This window comes from Deefgea chitinilytica, from assembly GCF_016881405.1.
Classification (GTDB): domain Bacteria; phylum Pseudomonadota; class Gammaproteobacteria; order Burkholderiales; family Chitinibacteraceae; genus Deefgea; species Deefgea chitinilytica.
Window position 1 is genome coordinate 24,577 of the sequence record NZ_WOFE01000001.1, and the last position, 23,500, is coordinate 48,076.

At 49.6% G+C, this 23,500-nt stretch carries 20 protein-coding genes and 5 tRNA genes; 12 read left to right on the forward strand and 13 right to left on the reverse strand.

The genetic code is table 11. The features are described from left to right. Positions 1-19: 19 nt before the first annotated feature. From GM173_RS00105 to lplT, 3 genes are all read right to left on the reverse strand, one after another. Positions 20-3,094 (reverse strand): efflux RND transporter permease subunit, encoded by a 3,075-nt coding sequence (locus GM173_RS00105; protein ID WP_203569310.1) that lies wholly within the window; start codon positions 3,092-3,094, stop codon positions 20-22. Further along, positions 3,094-4,212: an efflux RND transporter periplasmic adaptor subunit gene (locus tag GM173_RS00110; RefSeq protein WP_203569311.1), complete on the reverse strand. Its 1,119-nt coding sequence runs from the start codon at positions 4,210-4,212 to the stop codon at positions 3,094-3,096. The genes GM173_RS00105 and GM173_RS00110 overlap by 1 nt, the downstream gene beginning before the upstream one ends. Positions 4,213-4,301: 89 nt before the next feature. Continuing rightward, positions 4,302-5,603: a lysophospholipid transporter LplT gene (lplT, locus tag GM173_RS00115; protein WP_203569312.1), complete on the reverse strand. Its 1,302-nt coding sequence runs from the start codon at positions 5,601-5,603 to the stop codon at positions 4,302-4,304. A gap of 252 nt (positions 5,604-5,855) precedes the next feature. On the opposite strand from lplT, the gene GM173_RS00120 reads away from it, so the two are divergent. From GM173_RS00120 to GM173_RS00160, 9 genes are all read left to right on the forward strand, one after another. Next, complete coding sequence (locus GM173_RS00120; protein ID WP_203570319.1) at positions 5,856-6,464, forward strand: DedA family protein; 609 nt, start codon at positions 5,856-5,858, stop codon at positions 6,462-6,464. A gap of 30 nt (positions 6,465-6,494) precedes the next feature. Continuing rightward, a complete protein-coding gene (alr, locus tag GM173_RS00125; protein WP_203569313.1) occupies positions 6,495-7,565 on the forward strand; it encodes an alanine racemase in 1,071 nt (356 codons plus the stop codon). Positions 7,566-7,779: 214 nt separating this feature from the next. Next, complete coding sequence (locus tag GM173_RS00130; RefSeq protein WP_203569314.1) at positions 7,780-9,006, forward strand: aspartate kinase; 1,227 nt, start codon at positions 7,780-7,782, stop codon at positions 9,004-9,006. Between the two features lie 97 nt (positions 9,007-9,103). Continuing rightward, a tRNA-Ser gene (locus tag GM173_RS00135) sits at positions 9,104-9,195 on the forward strand. A 19-nt stretch (positions 9,196-9,214) separates the two neighbouring features. Further along, positions 9,215-9,291, forward strand: a tRNA-Arg gene (locus tag GM173_RS00140). A 24-nt stretch (positions 9,292-9,315) separates the two neighbouring features. Next, positions 9,316-9,391, forward strand: a tRNA-Glu gene (locus GM173_RS00145). Positions 9,392-9,429: 38 nt separating this feature from the next. Next, a tRNA-Arg gene (locus tag GM173_RS00150) sits at positions 9,430-9,506 on the forward strand. Positions 9,507-9,533: 27 nt separating this feature from the next. Further along, a tRNA-Glu gene (locus GM173_RS00155) sits at positions 9,534-9,608 on the forward strand. Between the two features lie 178 nt (positions 9,609-9,786). Next, complete coding sequence (locus GM173_RS00160) at positions 9,787-10,128, forward strand: hypothetical protein (protein ID WP_203569315.1); 342 nt, start codon at positions 9,787-9,789, stop codon at positions 10,126-10,128. 11 nt (positions 10,129-10,139) lie between these two features. Here the strand turns inward: GM173_RS00160 and GM173_RS00165 are convergent, their stop codons facing one another. Further along, entirely contained in the window at positions 10,140-10,463 is a 324-nt protein-coding gene (locus GM173_RS00165) for a hypothetical protein (RefSeq protein WP_203569316.1), read from the reverse strand. Positions 10,464-10,544: 81 nt separating this feature from the next. On the opposite strand from GM173_RS00165, the gene msrB reads away from it, so the two are divergent. After that, positions 10,545-10,937: a peptide-methionine (R)-S-oxide reductase MsrB gene (gene msrB / locus GM173_RS00170; RefSeq protein ID WP_308439560.1), complete on the forward strand. Its 393-nt coding sequence runs from the start codon at positions 10,545-10,547 to the stop codon at positions 10,935-10,937. Positions 10,938-11,058: 121 nt separating this feature from the next. Here msrB and GM173_RS00175 read toward each other — a convergent pair whose 3' ends face one another. The 7 genes from GM173_RS00175 to GM173_RS00205 form a co-directional block, all read right to left on the reverse strand. After that, positions 11,059-11,619 carry a hypothetical protein gene (locus GM173_RS00175; protein WP_203569318.1) on the reverse strand — a complete coding sequence of 187 codons (561 nt, stop codon included), beginning with the start codon at positions 11,617-11,619 and terminating at the stop codon, positions 11,059-11,061. A gap of 250 nt (positions 11,620-11,869) precedes the next feature. Beyond that, positions 11,870-13,159 (reverse strand): 3-phosphoshikimate 1-carboxyvinyltransferase, encoded by a 1,290-nt coding sequence (gene aroA / locus GM173_RS00180; RefSeq protein ID WP_203569319.1) that lies wholly within the window; start codon positions 13,157-13,159, stop codon positions 11,870-11,872. A 9-nt stretch (positions 13,160-13,168) separates the two neighbouring features. Next, entirely contained in the window at positions 13,169-14,176 is a 1,008-nt protein-coding gene (waaF, locus tag GM173_RS00185; RefSeq protein WP_203569320.1) for a lipopolysaccharide heptosyltransferase II, read from the reverse strand. Between the two features lie 97 nt (positions 14,177-14,273). Next, entirely contained in the window at positions 14,274-14,471 is a 198-nt protein-coding gene (locus tag GM173_RS00190) for a zinc-finger domain-containing protein (protein ID WP_203569321.1), read from the reverse strand. A 65-nt stretch (positions 14,472-14,536) separates the two neighbouring features. Beyond that, positions 14,537-15,457 carry a branched-chain amino acid transaminase gene (locus tag GM173_RS00195; RefSeq protein WP_203569322.1) on the reverse strand — a complete coding sequence of 307 codons (921 nt, stop codon included), beginning with the start codon at positions 15,455-15,457 and terminating at the stop codon, positions 14,537-14,539. 226 nt (positions 15,458-15,683) lie between these two features. After that, positions 15,684-16,061, reverse strand: coding sequence for a hypothetical protein (locus GM173_RS00200; protein WP_203569323.1), 378 nt, complete (start codon positions 16,059-16,061; stop codon positions 15,684-15,686). A 30-nt stretch (positions 16,062-16,091) separates the two neighbouring features. After that, entirely contained in the window at positions 16,092-16,343 is a 252-nt protein-coding gene (locus tag GM173_RS00205; RefSeq protein WP_203569324.1) for a hypothetical protein, read from the reverse strand. Positions 16,344-16,615: 272 nt separating this feature from the next. On the opposite strand from GM173_RS00205, the gene rnk reads away from it, so the two are divergent. After that, complete coding sequence (gene rnk, locus GM173_RS00210) at positions 16,616-17,026, forward strand: nucleoside diphosphate kinase regulator (RefSeq protein WP_203569325.1); 411 nt, start codon at positions 16,616-16,618, stop codon at positions 17,024-17,026. A gap of 72 nt (positions 17,027-17,098) precedes the next feature. Here the strand turns inward: rnk and rlmD are convergent, their stop codons facing one another. Next, positions 17,099-18,424: a 23S rRNA (uracil(1939)-C(5))-methyltransferase RlmD gene (gene rlmD / locus GM173_RS00215; RefSeq protein ID WP_203569326.1), complete on the reverse strand. Its 1,326-nt coding sequence runs from the start codon at positions 18,422-18,424 to the stop codon at positions 17,099-17,101. A 94-nt stretch (positions 18,425-18,518) separates the two neighbouring features. On the opposite strand from rlmD, the gene GM173_RS00220 reads away from it, so the two are divergent. Further along, positions 18,519-21,122: a hybrid sensor histidine kinase/response regulator gene (locus GM173_RS00220; protein WP_203569327.1), complete on the forward strand. Its 2,604-nt coding sequence runs from the start codon at positions 18,519-18,521 to the stop codon at positions 21,120-21,122. Between the two features lie 93 nt (positions 21,123-21,215). Here GM173_RS00220 and GM173_RS16145 read toward each other — a convergent pair whose 3' ends face one another. Continuing rightward, positions 21,216-23,240 (reverse strand): glycoside hydrolase family 19 protein, encoded by a 2,025-nt coding sequence (locus tag GM173_RS16145; RefSeq protein ID WP_203569328.1) that lies wholly within the window; start codon positions 23,238-23,240, stop codon positions 21,216-21,218. Positions 23,241-23,500 lie beyond the last annotated feature (260 nt).

A 23,500-nucleotide genomic window follows, 5' to 3' on the forward strand; every position in this document is an offset into this window, starting at 1 on the left:
GTATGTCTGTATAGCCTTTTTAATGTATTGGCTTTATGGATATACCCCTGTTTTCTAGTTTTTCCAGTGTCAGAAAAAGTACCGGTGTGATGTACAGTGTAATTAATTGAGAGAAAATCAGCCCGCCGACAATTGACACGCCGAGTGGCTGTCTTAGCTCTGCGCCTGCACCCAAACCCAGCGCCAAAGGTAGAGCGCCCATTAATGCGGCGAGCGTTGTCATCATAATCGGTCGAAAACGTTTCGCACTGGCGTCACGGATTGCCTCAAGAGCGCTAACGTTTTGATTGCGCTGTGCTTCAAGTGCAAAGTCAATCATCATAATTGCATTTTTCTTGACGATGCCAACCAGTAGCAAAATCCCAATCATCGCAATAAAAGTCAGCTCAAGGCCGGTGATTTGCAGCGCCAGTAGTGCGCCAATCGCCGCCGATGGAATCCCAGCCAGAATCGTAATTGGATGAATCCAGCTTTCATAAAGCACGCCCAGCACCACATAAATGACGGCAACAGCGATTAAAATCAGCCACAACTGGCTAGTTTGCGTTTGTTGATACAGCGCCGCATCGCCGGCAAATGCGCCAAAAATGGAGCCGGGTAAATTAATAGCGCTTTCTGCCGCCTTGATTTCACGCGCTGCATCTGACAAAGACGCTCCTTCAGCCAAATTAAATGACAAAGTAATTGCGGGTAATTGGCCTTGGTGATTGATCGCGGTCGTGACCGCCGTGCGTTCAACGCTGGCAAAGCTAGTCAAAGGAACGAGATTGCCAGAGCTGCTACGAACTTTGAGCTGGGCGAGGGCGTTTTCATCGCTACGTGCGCTGTCTTTCAGTTGCATCAGTACGGAATAACTGTCTTGTGGCGCATAAATGGTGGCGACTTCACGCTCTCCGTAAGCGGCATACAGCGTTTCACGCAGATTTTGCATATTGATGCCGAGCTCGCTGGCGCGATCGCGATCAATATTGATTTTGGCTTGCAGTGTTTTTTGCTCGGAATCCGATGTCACATCACGAAAGATTGGCTGCGCGGCTAAGTTTGCTTTCAATTTATCAGCCCAAGCTTCGAGGTCATCCGAGTTCACTGCTTGCAGGGTGTATTGATAGCTACTTTTCCCGCTGCGGCCACCAATTTGCAAGTTTTGTGTGGGTCGATAAAACACACTCACGCCAGCGATTTTCCCGGTGGTTTGCCGCAAACTTGCGAGTGTTTTCGCCATATTTTTGCGCTCGCTGCGTGGTTTGAGCGTGATAAACAAGCGTCCGCCATTACCACTACTACCTAGGCTGGATGCCACCGTAGCCACGTTGGGATTTTCCAATACTGCTTTCGCTACTTTTTGCTGCAGCACTAAGAGCGCGGGGTAACTAATATCGGGTGCCGCTTCAACTGTCGCCTGAATTTGCCCGATGTCTTCTTGCGGAAAAAAGCCTTTTGGTGCGTTGATATAGAGCGCCGCTGTGGCAGCAAAAGTCGCAATTGTCAGCAATAGCATCCAACGTTGGTGGCGTAAAGCCACCGCCAAGCTGCGTTGATAGCCATTCAGTAATCGATTAAATCCAGCTTCAAACCAGCGGCTCCAAGCGGCTTGGGTGTGCGCTTCGGGTTCTGGCTTTAAAAATCGTGAGGCAAACAGTGGAATCAATGTCAGTGACACTGCCATCGAGACCAATACGGCCAACGATACGACGACGGCAAATTCGTGAAACAGCAGCCCTATTGTTCCTGGCATAAAGAAAATGGGAATAAAAACGGCGATCAATGAGATTGAAATTGAAACAACCGTAAATGCGACTTCGCCCGCGCCTTTAATCGCCGCATCCCATGGTTTCATCCCTTCTTCGATATGGCGCACGATGTTTTCGAGCACCACAATTGCATCGTCAACGACTAAACCGAGGGCAACGGTTAAACCCATCAGCGAGATATTATCAAGGCTATACCCCAGCCAGTACATCAATGCAAACGTTGCCAGCATTGAGATAGGGAGCGATACCGAGGGGATGAGTGTCGCGGCGGCGCGGCGCAAAAATAGCATGACCGATAGTACGACCAAGCCCATCGTCAAAATGAGCGTTAGCGTGACGTCGTGAATCGATTCGCGAATTGAGGTTGATCTATCGTTGAGTTTTTTGACTTCGACTGATTCAGGCATCTGTGCAATCAGTCGTGGCAGCATCGCGTTTATCGCATCGACCGTTGCTACCGTATTGGCGCCAGGTTGGCGCAAAATGGCCAAAATGATCGAGCGTTGCCCGTCGATCCAGCTGCCTGACTTGATGTTTTCTACGCTATCTTCGACTGTGGCCACATCGCCTAAGCGCACGGGCAACCCATTGCGATTGGCAATCACCAAGCGGCTAAATTCGGCGGCATTTTTGAGCTGCTCATTGGCTTGCAGCATCAAAGTTTGTCGCTCACCTTCGAGCTGACCGACAGGCGAATTGGCATTGGCTGTTTTGAGCGCAGCGGCTAGTTCGGGCAAAGATAAATCGCGCGCAGCGAGTAGATCAGGGTCAACCGAGACACGAACGGCAAAGCGTTTTTGCCCGTACACTGTGACTTGGGCAACACCATCAATGGTCGATAGTGCTGGGCCGATGAGGTTGTCAGAATAATCATTCAGTTCTGATAGCGACAACGAAGGTGAATTGATGCTGAGCATCAAAATTGGCGCATCCGAAGGATTCACTTTGCGGTAGCTGGGCGGACTTTTCATATCCGATGGTAAGCTACGATTGGCGCGGTACAGCGCGGCTTGCACATCGACCGCGGCGGACTCGATATCGCGGCTGGGCGAAAATTCCAAAGTGATATTGGTGTTACCCAATCGGCTGGTCGATGTCATCATCGCCAAGCCCGGAATCGTCGAAAATTGTTTCTCCAGTGGTGTGGCAACAGCATTGGCCATGGTTTCGGGCGATGCCCCGCTTAAATTGGCAGAAACACTAATCGTCGGTGTGTCATAAGTAGGCAGGGCGGCAATCGGCAAGTGAAACCAAGCAATCGTGCCAGCGACCATCACGGCGATCCACAGCAATAGCGTCGCCACTGGGCGATGAATCGCCCACCAAGAAATCCCGTGGCTCATTATTTCGATCCTTGCACAGCACTGGCTTTGCTCGCTTCCGCCACCTTGTCGCCAGGGCGAAGATTTTGTCCGCCTTCTTTGACAATCCGAGTGCCTTCGGCGACGCCTTCAATCAAGGCCAAATCGTTTTGGCTGCGAATCAGTGTAATTGGTTGCACTTTGACTTGCTGGTTATGATCGATGACGTAGACAAAACGTTGCTCTGGGCCAGTTTGTACCGCTTGCAATGGCACGACTAATCCTTTTTGTTCCGCAAGTTTGATCGTCACGCTGCTGCTTAGCCCCGGCCAAAGTTGCTGATCTTGGTTAGCAAACTTGGCTTTGGCGAGCAAAGTACCGCTGGCTTTATCCACCGTATTGTCGAGGAACAGTAATTCACCTGTGCGTAGCTCGCCATTAGGGAGTTGGCTGCTTACTTTGATTGGACCTTGGTTTTGCGCAGCGAGCACGGCGGGTAAGTCACTTTGATTGATGTTAAAGCTGATTTGGATTGGATTCGTTTGGCTGATGACGACTAAGGGCGTGCTGGAATTCGCTTGCGCTAGGCTGCCGCGCTTGAGGCTGACTGTACCGGTGCGGCCAGTAATCGGGGCTTTGATTTGTGTGTAAGCGAGTTCAACCGCGTTGGCGCTTTCATCGGCTTTGGCGGCGGCGACTTGCGCTTGGAGGCTACCCATTTTGGCGCGCGCCGTGTCAACAGCCGATTGCGAGACGAAACCCGCTTCGGCGAGCTCTTCGGTGCGTTTGAGATTGCGTACCGCTTCGGCGTATTCAGCCTTGCTTTTTTCAGTGAGCGCTAAGCTACGGCTGGCTTGGCTTTTGGCTTTATCGGCATCTAGCGTAAACAGCAATTGCCCTGCGTTGACTTGATCACCTTCTTTGAAGTGGATTTGTGCAATTTGCGCGGTAATTTGTGGGCGCACTTCCACGGTTTGTAGTGCTTCGGCATGGCCAACGGCGTTAATTTCATGCGGCAAAGCGCCCATTTTGACTTGGGTGCTAATCACATTGCTTGGGCGTTTTTCAGCGCTTGGTTTTTTGCTGTCAGAAGGTTTGCTACAAGCGACTAAGCTCATTAGGCAAATGCACGTGAAACTAGCGATGGTTAATCTATTCATTCATTGACTCAATAAAAAACGAAGCAGCAATAGCGCTCAAGTTCAGTAAAATTGGCTGCAAGTGACCGTGTTACGACAAACTTAAATTTTTAAATTTTGTCGCCGGGCATAATTTGATGCTTTAACTGGCAGTGGTAGCGCAGCATGATGGTGGCCATACAGACAACAACAACGAGGCCAAACCCAACAATAATCGAATGCATCGGAGGAATGCCGTGCGCGGCGTATTGTATTTCTAATAATGCACTACTATTGGCGGGTAAGGGCGTACTAAAGTATTTAACCATTAAAGCATGGATGCCGACCATGATTAAAATACCTAAATTTTCGTTAAAGTTCTGCACTGCAATCGAATGCCCAGCGCCCATCAATTGATGACCGCGATGTTGCAAGATGGCGTTCAGTGGTACGACGAAAAAGCCCGATAGCGCTCCAATCAATAGCATCAATAACGCAGCAACCGAGATTTGGTTGACCCACAACATACAAATAACTAGCATGCCCATGCCGATGCCGGCTGGCATGACCGAAAAAGCCTTAGTCAGCGGAATCCAACGCCCTGCGATAACCGCACCGATGGCAATTCCTACTGCCACAATCGCAATCAATCGCGTTGCCGTTTCTAAATCAATCGCCAACCATAAAATCGCCCAATTCAAAACGACTAAGCGCATCGTCGCCCCCGCTCCCCAAAACAGGGTGGTGATGGCTAATGAGGCTTGGCCTTGCGGATCGCGCCAGAGTCGCTTTAAGCACCAAGAAAATTCTTTTGCTTGATGAATCGGATTTAGGTGGAAAGGTTTTAGTCGAGTGTTTAGTTTGGGGATTTGACTATTGATGATGGCGGCAAGAATGTAGAACAGCGTAATGATCACAATCGCAAATTGTGCACTACCGATTTGATATTGATGGGTATTGCTTTCTAGCCAATTTTTTACAGATTCTCCAGAGAGATACCCTCCGATTATCGTGCCAAGGATAATTGCAAAAACAGTTGCGCCTTCGAGCCAACCGTTGGCTTCGACTAGCTTTTCGTGCGGTAGATATTCAGTGATGATGCCGTATTTCGCAGGTGAATAGGCGGCAGCGCCAAAGCCAACAATCGCATACGCTAAGATGGGTGGCAGGCCAAATAACATACCCAGACAGCCGATGAGTTTGATGCCATTACACAGCATCATGGCTTGACCTTTGTGCATTGAATCGGCAAATGATCCGGCATAAGGGGCAATCACAACATACGAGACGGTGAAGCACCAGAGCAGCATTGATAAATGCCATTCGGGAGCTTGGCGCTCTTTCAATAGGGCAAAAGCGGCGAAAAACAAAGCATTATCTGCTAGGGCGGAAAAAAATTGCGCCCCTAAAATTCTAAAAAACCCCCTGTCCATTCCGCCTGCCTTTGAGTTGTGAAGTCGATCAGCAAATATGTTCTAACAAGTGTTGTCGTGCTGTACATATTGGCAAGCTCTGCCGTGGCACGCCTGCCCTAAAGCTTTGCACCAGCACTTTATTGCATTGATTTTGAATTTATATCACCAAAATATGACAAAACTACATGGCTTGGCGTGATCGTGACGCATAAGCACAATGTTTTGCGTGGTATTATCCTCGCGTCAAAATTCAAAAGCCCGAGTGCTGCAATGGATATTCTGGATTTTCTGATATCGATATTTACTGACTACGGTTATGCAGCCGTATTTTTCGTGCTATTGATTTGTGGTTTTGGTGTACCGATTCCAGAAGATATTACGTTGGTGGCGGGTGGCGTCATTTCTGGTTTGGGCTATGCGCACGTGCATACGATGGTGCTGGTTGGGATGTTGGGTGTACTGATCGGCGATAGTTGTATGTTCTTGGCAGGGCGTTATTATGGGCCGCGCTTACTGGAGCACCGTTATTTTGCGCGCATGATGACCCCAGAACGTTATGTCGCAGTACAGGATAAATTTGAGCGGTATGGCAATCGCGTTTTATTTGTGGCGCGGTTTTTGCCAGGTTTACGCGCCCCGATTTATATGAGCGCAGGCATGTCGCGGCGCGTGACTTATGTGCGCTTTTTATTGCTAGATGGTTTGGCTGCCTTAATTAGTGTGCCAGTCTGGATTTATTTGGGTTATTACGGCGCGGAAAATCACGAATGGATGATTACGTGGTTATCGCGTGGTCAAACGGCGATTTTTGTCTTTGCTGCGCTTGTCGTATTGTGTGTGGTTGTGTGGTATTTCCGTAATCGTCGGAAGTCGAAATAAGCCCTTGTCATTTCTTAGTAGATTCCAGCAATGTCTCGTCCAATCGAAGCCTTAGTCAATGCCGCAGCATTGGCGCACAATTACCAATTAATTCAGCAGCGCGCTCTGGGGGCGCGGGTTTTTGCGGTAGTAAAAGCCAATGGTTACGGGCATGGTTTGCAACGAGTGATCGCTGCGCTGCCTGCGGCAGACGGGTTTGCGATTCTTGAATTAGACGCTGCGATTGCAATGCGAGCCAGTGGTTTGCAACAAACCATTTTGTTACTAGAAGGGGTATTTTGTCCTGATGAATTGCTCGATTGTGCGCAGCATAATCTGAGTATTGCCGTACACAGCCCTGAGCATATTCAATGGTTAGAGCAAGCGCAGCTGGTGCGGCCATTGCATGTTTTTCTCAAACTTAATACAGGCATGAATCGTTTGGGCTTTGCGGCAGAATCCGCAGCGCAATGGGTTGAACGATTAAGCCGCTGCGCGAATGTCGTTGATGTGACCCTAATGACGCATTTTGCGACGGCCGATGAGCCTGCAGTCGGTATTAACAGTCAGTGGGCGCGCTTTTGTGCCGCTGCGCAAGGCTTAAATCTGCCCATCTCGACGGCTAATTCCGCCGCTATCTTTGCCTATCCCGAAACGAACGGTGACTGGGTAAGACCGGGGATTGCGCTGTATGGATCATCTCCATTTGCTGATCGAACTGCGGAAAGCCTTGGTTTACACCCAGTGATGACTTTACGTTCTGAAGTGATCGCTATCCAAGAGTTACAAGCTGGTGACGCCGTGGGCTACGGAGCGACGTTTCTTGCTCCGCATCCGATGCGGGTAGGGGTCGTGGCGTGTGGTTATGCCGATGGATATCCACGGCATGCCCCGACGGGTACGCCCGTCGTGGTTGATGGACAACGTTCTCGCTTAGTAGGGCGTGTTTCGATGGATATGTTGTGTATCGATTTAACTGACTGTCCAGCAGCGCGGCTAGGTAGTCAGGTTGAATTATGGGGTTCACAATTATCTATTGATGATGTGGCGAAAGCAGCAGGTACGATTAGCTATGAATTGATGTGCGCTCTAGCCACCAGAGTGCCGGTTCAACTGGTATAAAGTGCAGTCTGGATTATCTCGCCATTTGTGTATTGAAATACCTGATTATTGACTTGTCTGATTTCTTTAGCTTGTTGTATTTGATGGTGAAATTGTAATTATCATCGCACTTAAAATAAAATCTTCATAAATCAATTCAATTGACTCTCCCCAAGTAGGAGGGCTTCATTTACAATTACTCCGTTTATTTTAATCCCGCCCTGCAGGTTGAATCATGGCATTGATCGTCCAGAAATACGGTGGCACATCGGTGGGTAGTACCGACCGAATTAAAAATGTGGCTCGCCGCGTCGCCAAACATAAAGCGCAAGGACATGACCTCGTGGTTGTGTTGTCTGCTATGTCGGGTGAAACCAATCGTTTGATTGGCCTCGCTAAAGAAATTCAAGCAAATCCAGATCCGCGTGAGTTGGACGTCATCGTCTCAACGGGCGAGCAAGTCACGATTGGCTTGCTGGTGATGGCACTGAAAGAACTCGGTATTGAAGCTGTATCGTATACCGGTGGTCAAGTCAAAATTCTGACTGACAGTTCGCATACCAAAGCACGTATTCAACATATCGATGACGCGAATATGCGCGCTGATTTGAGCGCGGGTAAAGTGGTGGTCGTTGCAGGTTTCCAAGGGGTTGATGCCAATGGCAATATCACCACCTTGGGACGTGGTGGCTCAGATACTTCAGGCGTAGCGTTGGCGGCGGCTTTAAAAGCCGATGAATGTCAAATTTACACCGATGTGGATGGCGTTTATACGACCGACCCTCGTGTTGTGCCGGAAGCGAAAAAGCTAAAAACGATTACCTTCGAAGAAATGCTGGAAATGGCCAGCTTGGGTTCGAAAATTTTGCAAATTCGCTCGGTTGAGTTTGCAGGTAAATACAATGTGAAATTGCGCGTGTTGTCGTCCTTCCAAGAAGAAGGCGAGGGCACCTTGATTACTTTTGAGGAAGACTCTACCGTGGAAAAACCCGTCATCTCCGGCATCGCATTTAATCGCGATGAAGCCCGTGTTAATGTGATTGGTGTACCTGATAAGCCAGGTATCGCTTACCAAATCCTCGGTCCAATTGCGGATGCGAATATCGATGTTGATATGATTATCCAGAATGTGGGTCAAGACGGCACGACCGACTTCTCGTTCACCGTACCGAAAGGCGAATTAGCGCGGACTGTGAAAGTATTAGAAGGCGTACAAGCACAAATCGGTGGCAAGTCAGTATCTGGCGACGACAAGATTTGTAAAGTATCGATTGTTGGTGTTGGCATGCGCTCGCATGTGGGTGTTGCAGCGACGATGTTCCGTACTTTGGCCGAAGAAGGGATTAACATCCAAATGATCTCAACCTCTGAAATCAAAATTTCAGTGGTATTGGATGAGAAGTACTTGGAGTTGGCAGTACGTGTGTTGCACAAAGCATTCGGCCTCGACCGCGTTGCCTAAGCGAATCAGTAGTTTTAAATCAACACCTTGTCAGATTTATTGAAATTAAGGTGTTGACGGAGGCCGATAGTGTGTATATTATTCGGTCTCCCTGAACGGAGACGTGGATGAGTGGCTGAAATCACCGCCCTGCTAAGGCGACATACGGAGTAATCTGTATCAAGGGTTCGAATCCCTTCGTCTCCGCCAGGAACTTTTTTTGTAAGATGCGCCCGTAGCTCAGTTGGATAGAGTATCTGGCTACGAACCAGAGGGTCGGGCGTTCGAATCGCTCCGGGCGCACCATACAAATAAAGCGTAATACCTAAAGTCTCCATCGTCTAGAGGCCTAGGACACTGCCCTTTCACGGCGGCGACCGGGGTTCGAATCCCCGTGGAGACGCCAGCTGTCGAGTTGGTCAGTTTTAAAGTTTGAAATACAGTGCGCCCGTAGCTCAGTTGGATAGAGTATCTGGCTACGAACCAGAGGGTCGGGCGTTCGAATCGCTCCGGGCGCACCAATTTCACACTGTACTTTGTAATACACAGTCCCTATAGTTTAGCGGTTAGAACACTGCCCTTTCACGGCGGCGGCCGGGGTTCGATTCCCCGTGGGGACGCCAAAAATAAATAGATGACGACTTCGCGTAAGCCAAGTCGTTTTTTATTGCCTATCAAAAATGTAATCTAATCCTGTTCTTTTTGCTGTAGCTGGTGAATCACATCACCTGTGCAAGGCTGCCTGCGCACTGAAAATTCAGGTACATTATCGTCTCAAATTAAATAAAAAAGGATGAGGCGATGAAATACGGAATGCGTTGTGTGGCATTGGGCTTGAGTGTGCTTTTGGTCGCCTGTGGTGAGTCAACTCCGCAGCAAACCAGCGCACCACAGGTGGAATCAGCGTCGACCGACCCAAAGTATCAAAATCCACTGTTGAATATGCCGCCAGCGCAATTCGCTGAGGTTTTGGCTGAGTGTGGCAAGGTCTTGTATGGTGCAGCAGCACCAACGGACGCGAAGTGCCGTGAGGATGTTAAAGCGCGCGCAGCCAAGCAAGGCGTGACTTTAAGCGATGCGAATTTGGATGAGCCACTGGTGCATGATCGCTATCAATTCAGTACCAGCAGCGAAAAAAAATAAACCATCGGGGCCTAAATCAGGCCCTGATCGTTATCTACTAAAATATTGAGCGAATTTTTCAGCGAGCTACGTACCTTTTTACGCGAGAGCAGTTTTTCTTGTGCGGGTAGCGGCAGATCGGTTAGGCGCAGCAGATTTTTATCGATCAAGACATCAACCAAATCTTCAATTACGCGAATTAAGCTGGTATCGAGCTGGTTAAAGACCTCACCCGATTGCGACAAGAAATGTAGTACTTCGGGATGATTGGGGTCGATGGCTTCGATATGCTCAGGGTTAGACTCTTTGGCGAGCGATAAAATTTCACCCGCAGCATTGCGTTGTATATAAAACATGATGGCTAGCTCATCAAGGGCTCGGATACTTTGATGGTAGCAGCTTCAGTAAAGGCTGTAGATGATTTTGAGGAATGAATGATGGATAAAATCGTTAAAACCGATGCAGAGTGGCGTGCGATGCTGTCACCTGAAGCCTACTATGTGACACGACAAAGTGGCACAGAGCGGCCGTTTACCGGTCAATATTATCAAAACCGCGCAGCAGGCAAATACCACTGCATTTGCTGCGGTAGTCTGTTGTTTGAATCATCCACGCAATTTGACGCTGGCTGCGGCTGGCCGAGTTTTTTCCTTGCTGCCGATGAATCAGGCATCACGCGTATTGTTGACCGCAGCCACGGCATGGAACGCGTTGAAGTGCGCTGTACGCAATGCGACGCGCATCTCGGTCACGTCTTCCCTGATGGCCCTGAGCCGACGGGTGAGCGTTATTGTATTAATTCGGTGGCGTTGGATTTTGAGGCGGAGTAGTGGTGAGAATCCCGCAGGGATTTGTGCATAGAATGTGGTTCGTACTATTGGGAGGGATGGGCACGTGGTTCGCGTGCGCAATAAAGATTGGCATGCTTTTTAACGCGTGATACAGAAAAAGTTATTCACATTTACTAAAATCAACAATTTTCCTGTATTTTTCGCCAGACCCTGCATCAAACAAAACCTTGTACTCAGCCGTCACTACATCCCGCTCGTTTCTAACTATGCCCGCAGTCAAATTTGCTGACGTACCCAGCCATTTTTTATCAAATGGTATTCTGACCCAGCTATTATTCACTGACTTGTATTGCACATAAGGTGGAACAGGTTTACCAATTTTTTCCCAAACATCACACATGTAGTAAGTCGCCAATAGCACCCATGATTTTTCGTCACGGTCATAATCAAGCAATATTGGCGAGAGCTCAGACCCTCTCCACACAGGTGGAGGCTGGACATCAAGCTTAGAAATCACGGTGAGCGTGGACATTAAATCATCTAGGCTCCCAGGACCTCCCAGCTCGCCGCCCGAGGAAAATTTTGCTGTGCGTTCAACCCACATTTTCTGACCATTTCCAAGTAAAACTTCTTCTTGCCATTTTTTCTCTGTATTGCCACATGTAGCTAGGCAAAAAACAATAATAAAAATAGAGCCAATAAAAACAATTATTTTTTTCATTTTTTACCGTTCACGAATGCTCTTATTTGTGCAAATTAGCCTAGTTGGGCGGGTTAGTTTTATCAACCCGCGCGGATTTGGCAGTTATTGCGAATTTGATTGGCGGGTTACGCCTAAAGGCTAATCCATCCTACGGCTCTATGTATTTGATTGTAGATCATAAAGAACATTGCTTGCATGGCTATACATTGCTATGTATTTAAAAATAAAGCCGCACAATGTGCGGCTTTTTTGTTTTGACGCGCGATGTTTAAACCGCAATCCGTGCCAATTCTTCAAAATACGTTGGGAAAGTTTTAGCGGTGCATTTTGGATCGTTGATGCGTACGGGTACGCCTTTGATCGCCACGAGTGAAAAACACATCGCCATGCGGTGGTCGTCGTAGGTGTCGATTTCGGCGTTGGCGGTGAGCGTTGCTGGCGGCGTGACCGAAATCCAATCTTGGCCTTCAACGACTGTTGCGCCAACTTTGCGCAATTCGGTGGCCATCGCCGAAAGACGGTCGGTTTCTTTGACACGCCAGCTTTCGATATTGCGAATCGTTGTCGTACCGTTAGCGTAAAGCGCGGCAATCGCAATCGTCATTGCCGCATCGGGAATGTGGTTCAGATCGACGTCAATCGCGGTGAGTTGGCCGCTGGCCGGTGGGGCAGCTTCAATCCAGTTGTCACCCCAGGTGATTTGCGCGCCCATTTGCTCGAGCGTGTCGGCAAAGCGTTTGTCGCCCTGAATACTGGCAGCGCCAACGCCTTCAACGCGCACCACGCCGCCGCCGATTGCGCCTGCGGCTAGGAAGTACGATGCGCTTGATGCGTCGCCTTCAACGTGGATTTCTGCTGGGCTGGTGTAGCTTTGGCCGCCGGGGATGAAAAACTCGTTCCAGCTTTTGCGCTCGACTTTCAGGCCAAATTTCGCCATCAGGTTGAGCGTGATTTCGATATAGGGTTTTGAGATCAATTCGCCAACGACATCAATCGTCATATCACGTTGAGTCAGGGGTATTGCCATCAATAGCCCAGTTAGGAATTGGCTGGAGACATTACCCTTCACTGCAATGCGGTCGCTCTTGATGCTGCCGGGGCGAATGCGCAGCGGCGGGAAGCCATCGTTGCCCAAGTATTCAATTTCGCAACCGGCTTGCTGCAGGCCAGTCACCAAATCGCCAATCGGGCGCTCGTGCATGCGAGGTACGCCAGAAAGGCGGTAATTGCCGCCAGCAAAAGCCAGCGCAGCAGTGAGTGGACGGAAAGCCGTTCCCGCATTGCCGAGGAATAAATCGGCTTGCTTGACGGGGAATTCACCGCCGCAGCCGTGCACGATAAAATCACGGCTGTCGCCGATTTGCTCGACTTTGACGCCGAGCGCATCGAGTGCTTCGAGCATGCGCTGTGTGTCGTCCGATGCTAATAGTCCGAGTACTTTGGTTGAGCCGCTGCAAAGTGCAGCCAATAGCAAGGTACGATTTGAAATGCTTTTTGAGCCGGGCAGGGCGACGCTGCCATTGACGCCAGCAATCGGGGCAAGATCAAGAAATTCCATCATGGTTTCCTAGGTATTTAATTTATTGAGTGCGGTATAAACGCGTTCTGGATCGAGTTTGTTCAGGCAATTCATATGGCCGAGCGGGCAGACGCGCTCAAAACAAGGGCTACACTCCAAATCCAGCGTGACAATTTTGGCTTTGATCGCCAGCGGCGGTGTAAATGTTGGCGAGCTAGAGCCAAACACGGCGACTAGTGGACGCTGCAGCGCTGCGGCGACGTGCATCAAGCCTGAATCATTGCACACCACATTGGCTGCGAGCGACATTAAGTCAATTGCTTCGGCGAGGCTGGTTTTCCCGGCCAGATCGAGCACCTGTGGTGCCAGTTCGCGAATTTCGGCGCAGATTTCAGCGTCTTTATTCGAGCCGAACAACCAAACCTGCTTGCCTTCATCAATCAATTCATTGGCCAATGTTGCCACATGTTTGGCAGGCCAGCGCTTGGCGGGGCCGTATTCGGCGCCGGGGCAAATCGCCACAATCGGCGTGTCGGTTGATAAACCTAATTTATTAACTGTCGCGGCGCGCTCATTTGGATTGATCGTCAAGACTGGAAATGGCATTGCTTGCGTTAATGGCACGCCGTCATCAGCGCCCAGTGCATAAAAGCGTTGCGCCATTTGCGGTAGTGCAATTGGATCGAGAATGCGTGCGTCATTCAGTAGGCCGTAACGCATTTCGCCGAGCCAGCCCGTACGCTGTGGAATGCCTGCAAAAAGCGGTACCAGCGCGGATTTGAGCGAATTGGGCAGTACAATCACTTGATCGTAGCCGCGCGCTTTGAGCTGGCGGCCAAGCTTCCAGCGTTCGCGCAATTTCAATTGTCCATGCGCAAACGGTGCGTCGATCAGCTCGTTGATTTCCGCCATCCGCGCGTGCAGTGGGCGAGTCCATGCTGGCGCCAACACATCAATGATCGCATCAGGATGGCGGGCTTTGATTCGTGCATACAAGGGTTGCGCCATGATGGCGTCGCCGACCCAAGCGGGCGCGACAATCAGAATGCGTTTCAAATCAATCTCTCAATACAGCGCTGTAATCTGTAGCGATTTTTAATCAGCAAAAAACGACAAAAGCGGCGCATAGGCCGCTTTATTTTAAAGGGGTATATTAATGTCCCTTAATTACTTCGCCGGCTTTCAGCTTATACACCGTGCCGCAGTAGGGACATTGCGCTGAACCAGTTTTGGCAACGTCTAAAAATACGCGTGGATGTGAATTCCAGCTCACCATGTCTGGCATTGGACAGTGCAAAGGCATGTCTTTGGCGCCAACGTTGATTTCTTTTTGTGCGTCTTTTGAGCTCATGTTTCAACTCCAAATAAAATAGATAGCTCGGGTTGAGCAGCGCACAACCCGACATTCATTCTCAATTAGCAGGCGGTCAACCAAGCTGCGCGGCTCGCATCGCGGCCTTGCACGATGTCGAAGTAGCGTTTTTGGATTTCAGTGGTAATCACACCGCGGCTGCCGCAACCGATGGTGCGGTTGTCCAGTTCGCGAATTGGCGTGACTTCTGCAGCAGTACCCGTGAAGAATGCCTCATCAGCCAAATACACTTCATCACGCGTGATGCGTTTTTCGATCACTTGCAAGCCCATTTCAGTGGCGATTTGGAAAATCGTGTTGCGGGTAATCCCGTCCAAGCATGAGGTCAAATCAGGCGTGTAGATTTTGCCATTGCGAACGACGAAAATATTTTCGCCTGAGCCTTCTGCGACAAAACCATCGACGTCAAGTAATAGCGCTTCGTCGTAGCCGTCAGCGGCGGCTTCGTCGTGCGCCATGATCGAGTTCATGTAATTGCCGTTGGCTTTGGCTTTGCACATTGTCACGTTGACGTGGTGACGTGAGAAGCTCGACGTTTTCACGCGAATGCCTTTGGCCAAACCGTCTTCGCCAAGGTAAGCGCCCCACGGCCAAGCGGCAACGATGATGTGCACGTCTTTTTTCGGTGGTGCGATACCGAGTTTTTCCGAACCATAAAACGCCATTGGGCGCATATAGCATGATTTCAGGCCGTTTTCTTTGATCACCGCAACGTGCGCCGCGTTGATTTCTTCTTTTGAAAATGGCAATACCATATTCAAAATTTTGGCAGAGTTGAACAAACGATTAGTGTGGTCTTGCAGGCGGAAAATCGCTGGGCCAGTGCTGGTTTCGTAAGCGCGAACGCCTTCAAAAACACCCATACCATAATGCAAAGTATGCGTGAGCACGTGGGTCGTGGCTTCGCGCCAAGGTACCAATTTGCCGTCATACCAAATAACGCCGTCGCGATCTGCCATTGACATCGATGTTCTCCTGCCTGAATTTTATGGTTCGATAAAGTTCACGATTGTAACCGAAAATCGAGAGTTGCTGGCTATGCTGTGCAGATTGAGTTTGAAAGGATTTGGGGTGGCAAGAAGTGTTGAGAAGCGTAATTTGTTACTTAAAGCCGCAGCAAATAAAACTGAACTCAGCCCCCAAAGTGGGGGACTGAGTTCGCTTATCAATCTTGAAATTGAAACGAAGTGTTTATTTTAGCGTGAGGCGTGCTTGTTCAAGTTTTTCGCCTTTCAGCGTGTATTTCACAATAACCACTGCACCCGATAAATTGGCAAAATCCCCTTTCAGGCTCAATGCATTACCACCGCTGGGTTTGAGCTGGACGCGGGTATTGGCATTATTCTGTTGAATGATGAGTTCTGCCGTTGCGCCGTCGCTACTGAGTTTATTGCCGTCATGATCTTTGATATAGAGCGAGAGGGCAGTCGCTGAGTAGGCAATTTCAAGCTGGTGACCCGCCGCGGCTTCTTTGATCGTGCCGCCGTGTTCTGCTTTGAGCGGTGTATCGCTGTGGGCAAACGCCACAGCAGAGAAAAGTAATAAGGCTGTTGCAATTAAGTTTTTCATAGGATTAATCAACTAATCAGGTGGGGTGATTTACTGCGGTTTATTTTGGCAAAATTCATGAAAATTTTCTGCTGTTAGTTCCAGATTATTTTCAATTAATACTTTGCTAGGCCGTACGCATTGTTTTAGCTTGACGCACCACGAATAGCCTTCTTCACCGACGCAGCCATAAGCATCTTTGGCGGGGAATTGTCTAGCATCTGCTGGGGCGGTGGCACTGGCGTTGGTAAGTTGACTGAGCAATGCTAAGCCAGCAGCACAAAAAAATCGTTGTAAATTCATGATGAACCTCAGCAAACTAGTGGCTTAAACACGGCGAGCGCAGTGGCCTGCCGTGGGCCAGACTTCGTCTGTCAGCTTAGCTGAAATCACTTTGATTTGGCAAATACAACACCCGCAGCAGAAAAATGCTAGAGACATAGCATCGTTTGCGATGTTGCCCAAGTGAAATAGTAACGATCACGGCTTAGGAATGTGTCGCAGATTCAACACCTTTGGTTTTGTTAAGCTGCTGATGTGGATTGAATTTCTTGGGCATACAAAAAGGAATAGGGATGGAAAACTTACCCAGAATCACGATTTCAAGCTTGGATTTATCGCGCTTAGAGCAAATCATCGCGCAGATTGAAAACCAAAACCTGCCCCACATTGATGCGTTGCGGCGTGAGTTAGATCGCGCTGATGTCGTTGAACCAACGCAAATTCCTGCCGATTTGGTAACGATGAATTCAACGGTGCGTTTCGTCGAAGAGGCCACACAGGCCGATTACGAATTGACCTTGGTCTATCCGGATCGAGCTGGAGAAACGGGCACGATTTCGATTTTGCTGCCGGTAGGTAGCGCGCTGCTGGGCTTATCGATTGGTCAGTCGATTGATTGGCAAGTGCCAGGAGGGCGCCTGATTCGGTTGCGGATTGTGGATGTGTTACGCCAGCCTGAAGCGATGGGCGATTATCATTTGTAAATTGGGTCGGAATAAAAGAAAAAAGCGCCAGCATCAAACTGGCGCTTTTTTGTTGACTTGTTCAATTGTGTTTTATTCTTTTTCAAACCAAGCAATGCTTTCTACATGGGCAGTATGTGGGAACATGTTAATCACACCGGCGTTTTTGAGTGTATACCCCTTAATGTTGACCAGGATATCCGCGTCGCGCGCCAAGGTGGCTGGGCTACAGGACACATACACAATCCGTTTGGGGCCATGTTCAATGCTGATCGAATTACACAAAGCCATTGCACCATCACGCGGTGGGTCGATTAGCATTTTGTCGAATTTGCCGAGTTTATTGAGCCACTCTTCGGTCATTTCAAACAGGTTGGCGATTTCGTAGCTGGTTAGGTGATCGAGTTTATTGTGTTTTGCGCCTTCTAAAGCGCGTTCGACCAATTGTTGACTGCCTTCCATACCGAGTACTTTGGCGCCGCTACGTGCAATCGGTAGCGTGAAATTACCGAGACCACAGAACATGTCGGCGATGATTTCACCTTCTTGTGGGTCGAGTAATTTCATCGCGCGCTCGACCATTACTCGGTTGATGCCGTAATTGACTTGGGTGAATTCGGTTGGCTTGAATGGCATTTCGATGCCAAATTCCGGTAGGGAATAGGTGAGTGCCGGGGCGTCGAGCGGGTAGAACGGATAGGCGCTGTCCGGGCCTTTCGGCTGTAGCCAAATTTGGACTTTCCACTGATCGGCATACGCTTTGAATAGCGCAGCATCGTTGTCGCTAATCTCGGTCATGATACGGAACACCAATACGGTGATGTTTTCTCCGACTGCGAGCTCAATTTGCGGCATGTCATTCACAATCGACAGTGACGAAATTAATTCTCGTAGAGGTAGCAATTGATCCGACATCGATTTCGGCAGCACATGGCATTCGCTCATGTCGGCAATAAAGCCCGAGCGGCGCTCATGAAAGCCAACCAGAACTTTTTCTTTTTTCGCTACGTAGCGCGCCGAGAGTCGCCCACGTGAGCGATAGCCCCAAGGTGTGCCGTAAATCGCAGGCAACATCGCTTGGGCAGTGACCTTGCCAATGCGCTGTAGATTGTCTTCTAAAATTCGCTGTTTGGCGGCCACCTGCGCGCCGAACTCCATGTGTTGCATTGAGCACCCACCACAGACACCAAAATGCGGACATTTGGGCTTCACACGCATAAAGCTTTCATTATGGATTATGATAGCTTGCGCATTCTCAAAGGTCGGTTTTTTGCGATAACTGCTAAATGAAACGGTTTCAAAGGGAAGTGCGCCATCGATAAAGATGGTTTTCCCTTCGAAACGGGCAACACCGTGCCCCTCGTGGTCGAGTGATTCTATGGTGGTAATCGGGTTGGGGCGAGCAGCAGGTTTGGTCATGGCAAAAAAATTCAAAAAAATAGTTGTTCATTATAACTCACTCGCTCGTTGTGCTCGTTGTTGGTCTAAGTAATTCAAAACAAGGTTTTAATATATGCAATTAGATTCCGTGTTGTGTTTGCCCGCTTTGCTCGACGCCGAGACTTGGGACCAATTTGCATCGACCTTAGTGGCTGCAGTTCGAGATTCCTTTGCCGCAAAAAGAGCGTACTTGGTTTTACCCAGTGAGAGCCCGGCATCCGTTGCGATTTATGCCGAAGCGGTGGTGGGGCAGCGGGCACTTGCATTTGCCGAGCCACAACACCCGTCAGGATTTTTTGGCGTACCAGTGGAAGAACTCGCTTGGCAAATGCGCGAGCCAGCGGTGTCGGTGCGTCCTGTTAGCTACCAAATGCAGGAAATCTGGGATGTGCCTGATGAGGATGTGGTTCCTTTATACCGTTTGATTTTGCCTTTGCTCGACCAAGACTGCACGCAAGCGATGCTGTATGTAGAGTTGAGCGATGTGCAGCGCCTGCAAGCCTATTTGGATACTGCAGCCTTTCGCATTGAATGCGAAGCGCTGTCGGGAATGCTAAAAGAACGGATCGGCGCTTTATTGTATGGCCACGATATCGAGCGTGATGAAATGACACGCCGGATGCAACAAAGTTTGCAGCGTGCCGAAGAATACCGCGAGTTATTGCAAAAACTGCATCAGGTCACCTTACGCTTAACACAAACAACGAGCTTAGATGCGCTGTACCATGATGTGGTTCAGTCGGCGATTACCGATTTGGGGATTGATCGCTTAGGCTTGTTTACTGCTGATTTAAACACCAATGAAATGTGCGGCACCTACGGTACGGATGTGAATGGTGATCTGACCAATGAGTATTGGTATCGCACCGTGACGCCACCGCATCAAATTTTTCGCGATGCCTTAGCGAAGCCCGGCGAGGTGATGGTCAAAGAAGACGCGGCGATTTATTACAATAAGGTCGTTGTCGGTCGCGGTTGGAATTCCTTGGTGGCTTTGTATGCTGATAATACTTTGCTCGGTTGGATGGCGGCGGATAACTTCTTGCATCGTCGCAGTTTAATGCCGTATCAACGTGAAGTGATGAAACTGTTTGCGGCGATTGTGTCGCAGTTGATTCGTGCCAAGCAAGTTCAAGAAGAACTGCGGCAAGCCAATGAGCGCCTCTTGCAGCAAAGTAATTCATTGGCGATGGCGCGTGATGCCGCGGAAGCAGCGAGCTACGCCAAATCCAATTTCTTGGCGACGATGAGCCACGAAATCCGCACGCCGCTGAATGGGATTTTGGGTTTTGTACAATTGTTGGGTAATACACCACTCAATGCCGAGCAAAGCGAATACGTCAGCAATGTGCGCAAGTCTGGTGATTCGCTGGTGCTGCTAGTCAATGATTTACTGGATTTTTCGAAGATTGAAGCAGGCAAGCTCGAGTTGATTAAAGCGCCGTTTGAGTTGGCGCATTTGATCGAGGAAGCGGCTTCGGTGATGGCGTCCAAGGCGGTTGAGGCACGTTTGAATTTGGTACTGGAATTAGCGGCTGATTTGCCTGCTTGGTATATTGGTGATGCTTTACGGCTCAAGCAGGTATTGATTAATTTGATTTCGAATGCGATCAAGTTTACCGAAGTGGGCGGTGTGCACATTGTGGCCGATTGCGATGCCGAGCATATTCGCATTTCGGTAGAAGATACTGGGATAGGGTTGGATCGTGGCAGTTCACAGCACTTATTTCAGCGTTTTTATCAGGCCGAAACTGGCGCGACACGTCGCTATGGGGGCACCGGCTTAGGTCTTGCGATTACCAAATCGTTGTTGGAATTGATGCAAGGAGAGATTGAAGTTCGCTCTGAACTTGGCAAAGGTTCCAAATTTGTCGTCAGTTTGCCGCGCCAACATTTCACCAAGCCGCGTGTTTTGGCGCAAGCCGGGTTGGATCAGCAGCGTGTGTTGTGGTCAGGGCCGCAAGATGGGGTGGCTAAAATGGTCTTGCCCTGCTTGAATGCAGCTGGTTTGCACATCAGCACCGAATGGCGAGCAGCGGAGCAGCAGCCTGATTTAATCATTTGCGAAGATCAAATTAGCGCCGAGCTAGCGCAGCGTAATCTGCCGATATTGCTCTTGGCATGGCAGCAGCCTGAAGATTTAGTTTTGACTGCCAAACAAAAATTCTTATGCAAAGTGGCTTTGTCTGAACGGCAGTTACTCAACGCCGTGGCGAGTTTGCTTGGGGTTGGAGCGCATCTGTCTAAGCCGCCGGAAAACGTATCGGCCGGCACCCGCTATAGCGGGAAAGTGTTGGTTGCCGAAGATAATTTGATTAATCAGCGCGTTGTCGCCGCGTTTTTAACTAAGTTGGGTTGTGATGTGGTGCTGGTGACCAACGGTCATGCCGCAGTTGCCGCGGCGAACGAGCAAGCATTTGATTTGGTGTTGATGGATTGGCAAATGCCAGAAATGGACGGGCTGACTGCGACGCGGATTTTGCGTAGCCAAGCCAAAACACGCGCCTTACCGATAATCGCGTTGACTGCTAATGCATTTGAGCATAGTGAAAATGAATGCCTTGCCGCAGGGATGGACGGATTTTTAGCTAAACCATTGGAGCTGGTGAAACTCAAAGGAATCATTGCGCAGTATTTGCCAGAGCAAGAATTCGTCTGTGTATTAGACGGTATGTAGTTGTAGCTATTTATTCATCTGGCTTTGCAAGATATACCCAAATAAAAACGCCGTTCATTAGAACGGCGTTTTTGCTGGCGAATTGCGCTGCTGTTATTTGGTATTGTCTACCACCACCTGACCATTAAATTTCACTTGGCCGCGGAAGAAATAGTCTACGCACGCTTTATAGTCGCCCGGATTCGCTAGGCTAAATGGCGTTTGGTAAGTCGCCAATTGGCAAGACCAAGAAACGCCACCTGGATTATTCGGGTTGTAATTCCAACCTTTATCCAGATAGGTTTTGGTTGCTGCCGCTGAACCATTGGTAAAGCCTTTCGATGTACCGCAAGTGAGCTGTTCACCGGAAATGTCCACGCCGAGTTCTTTGCTGAATTCTTTGTAGGCTGCAATACGGTTCAGTGATTGCGATGCTTCAGAGCCTTTACCACACTCGATACCACCGTTAATGATGTAAGTGGTCGCGCCAAAGCCAGGAGCCATGCCGTTGGCGATATCGACTTGATTCGGTTTCCAAGTACCATCAACGACCCAAGTCATCGGTGGTTTTGGTGATTGTGGGTAAACCGCAAACCAGATGGCAGAAGCAAAGTTCATCCAGCTATCGGCAACCAGACCTGGATTGTCGAGCAGTACATTCACGTCACCATACAGTGATTTGCTGAATGGGCCGTAGTTGTAGTTCCACGACAATTGTTTAGAGCCACGACCGAAGTAGCTAAAATACTCGCCTTTGGTGTTTTTGCCGCAAGGGTAGAAGATCGAGAAGATCGAACCGCCTGCGCCGTTAAAGCAATCTTGGTAACCACCTACGCCGCTACCTTCTTGCATGCCTTGTTCACGTAAGAACCAAAGACCTTGGCGGAAGGTTGGAATCGCGGTGTTTTGCTCCATTGTGGCCAACACGGCGTTGTTCTGATCGGCATAGCCACGGGCGGTGGCTGGTGTTAATGCTGGCCAGTTCGCGCCCGTTTCTTGCGCGAAGTGTGCAAATGATGTTGCTAGCAGTTTTTTACAAATCAGATCCGAATCACGGCCATCGGTGTAGGTCGCGCAATATGCAGGGAATTTCGCCACGCCTTTGAGCAGATTCTCGTAGGTGTATTTCACATTGCGCACTGGGAAGAAGTAATCAAACTTCGCTTGGCTCAGCACGCGCTCAACGCGTTTGACGTTGTCTGGATTTGTAGCTGCGCCCACGGCAACTGCATTGACGACGCTATCAGGACGAACTTGCAGTGCCTCACGAATCCGATCGATGGTGCTGCTGTCAGCGCCTGCTTGGCTGTATAGCGCTTGCTCTGCGGCGGTAAATTGCGCGTCTGTTGGGTAGCCTGCTGGTGCTGCGATATAGGTGATTTGTGGTTTGTAAGCGGCGACCACAGGCGTCACTGTCGGTGCTGTAGTTACAACAGGTGTTGATGTTGGTGTTGGTGCGACAGTCACAACGGGTGTCGCTGTTGGTTTGGTCGTTGCAGTCGGTGCAATCGTTACGACAGGTGTTGCCGTTGGTTTGCTGGTGGCTGTTGGTGTAACCGTAGCGGTTGGCGCAATCGTTGGCGTTGCAGTTGGCTTAGTCGTTGCAGTCGGTTGAACGCCGCCACCAGTGCATGCGCCGAGGTTTTTCCAAGGACCCCATTGATCGGTAGTCGATGGTGCAGTGCCTTGTACCCACCATTTAGCTTCAAATGTATTGCCGTTGTAGACCACTTGCTGGCCGCCTTGATAGGCTGTGCTGCTGTTCCAAGTCGCGGCGCAGCCTGCTGTGGGTGGCGTTGTTGGTGCAGTAGTCGGAGCTAAGGTGGCAGTTGGTGCCGCGGTCGGCGCTAAAGTCGGTGCTAAGGTGGCGGCAGGGGTTGCCGTCGCCACGAGGGCGGGTTTAGCTGTTGCCGTCGGTGCAGGTGTGCCACTGCTGATGAGTTCCCACGGACCCCATTGCTCGGCGCCTGGCACATTGTTTTGTGTCCACCATTTGGCTTTGTAATCTTGACCGGCGTAGGTCACGATTTGACCACCGGTGTAGGCTGTGCTGCTATTCCACGCAGGGGCAGCCATGACTTGAATTGAGCAGATCGCCGCAGGAATTGCGGCGAGCATCCAACGATTTAACTGTGACATAACGTCTCCATCCTTTTTGTGGCACCGAGGTCAGTTCACACCGCTGGTGCTGTTATGGGTTTGCTTTAGCAAAGGCATGCTTTGTAAGCAAACAGCATACTAATCCGCGTCAGGGAAATTGACTAGCCTCGCAGCTGATTTTTTGTCGAGAAAAGTATTAAAAATCACACATTAAAAATGGCGTAAGTTCTGAGTTGGCTTTGCGCTAGAAGTGCTTGATTTGATGATAGAATTTGCTACGGGAAAACCCGTATTTGAGC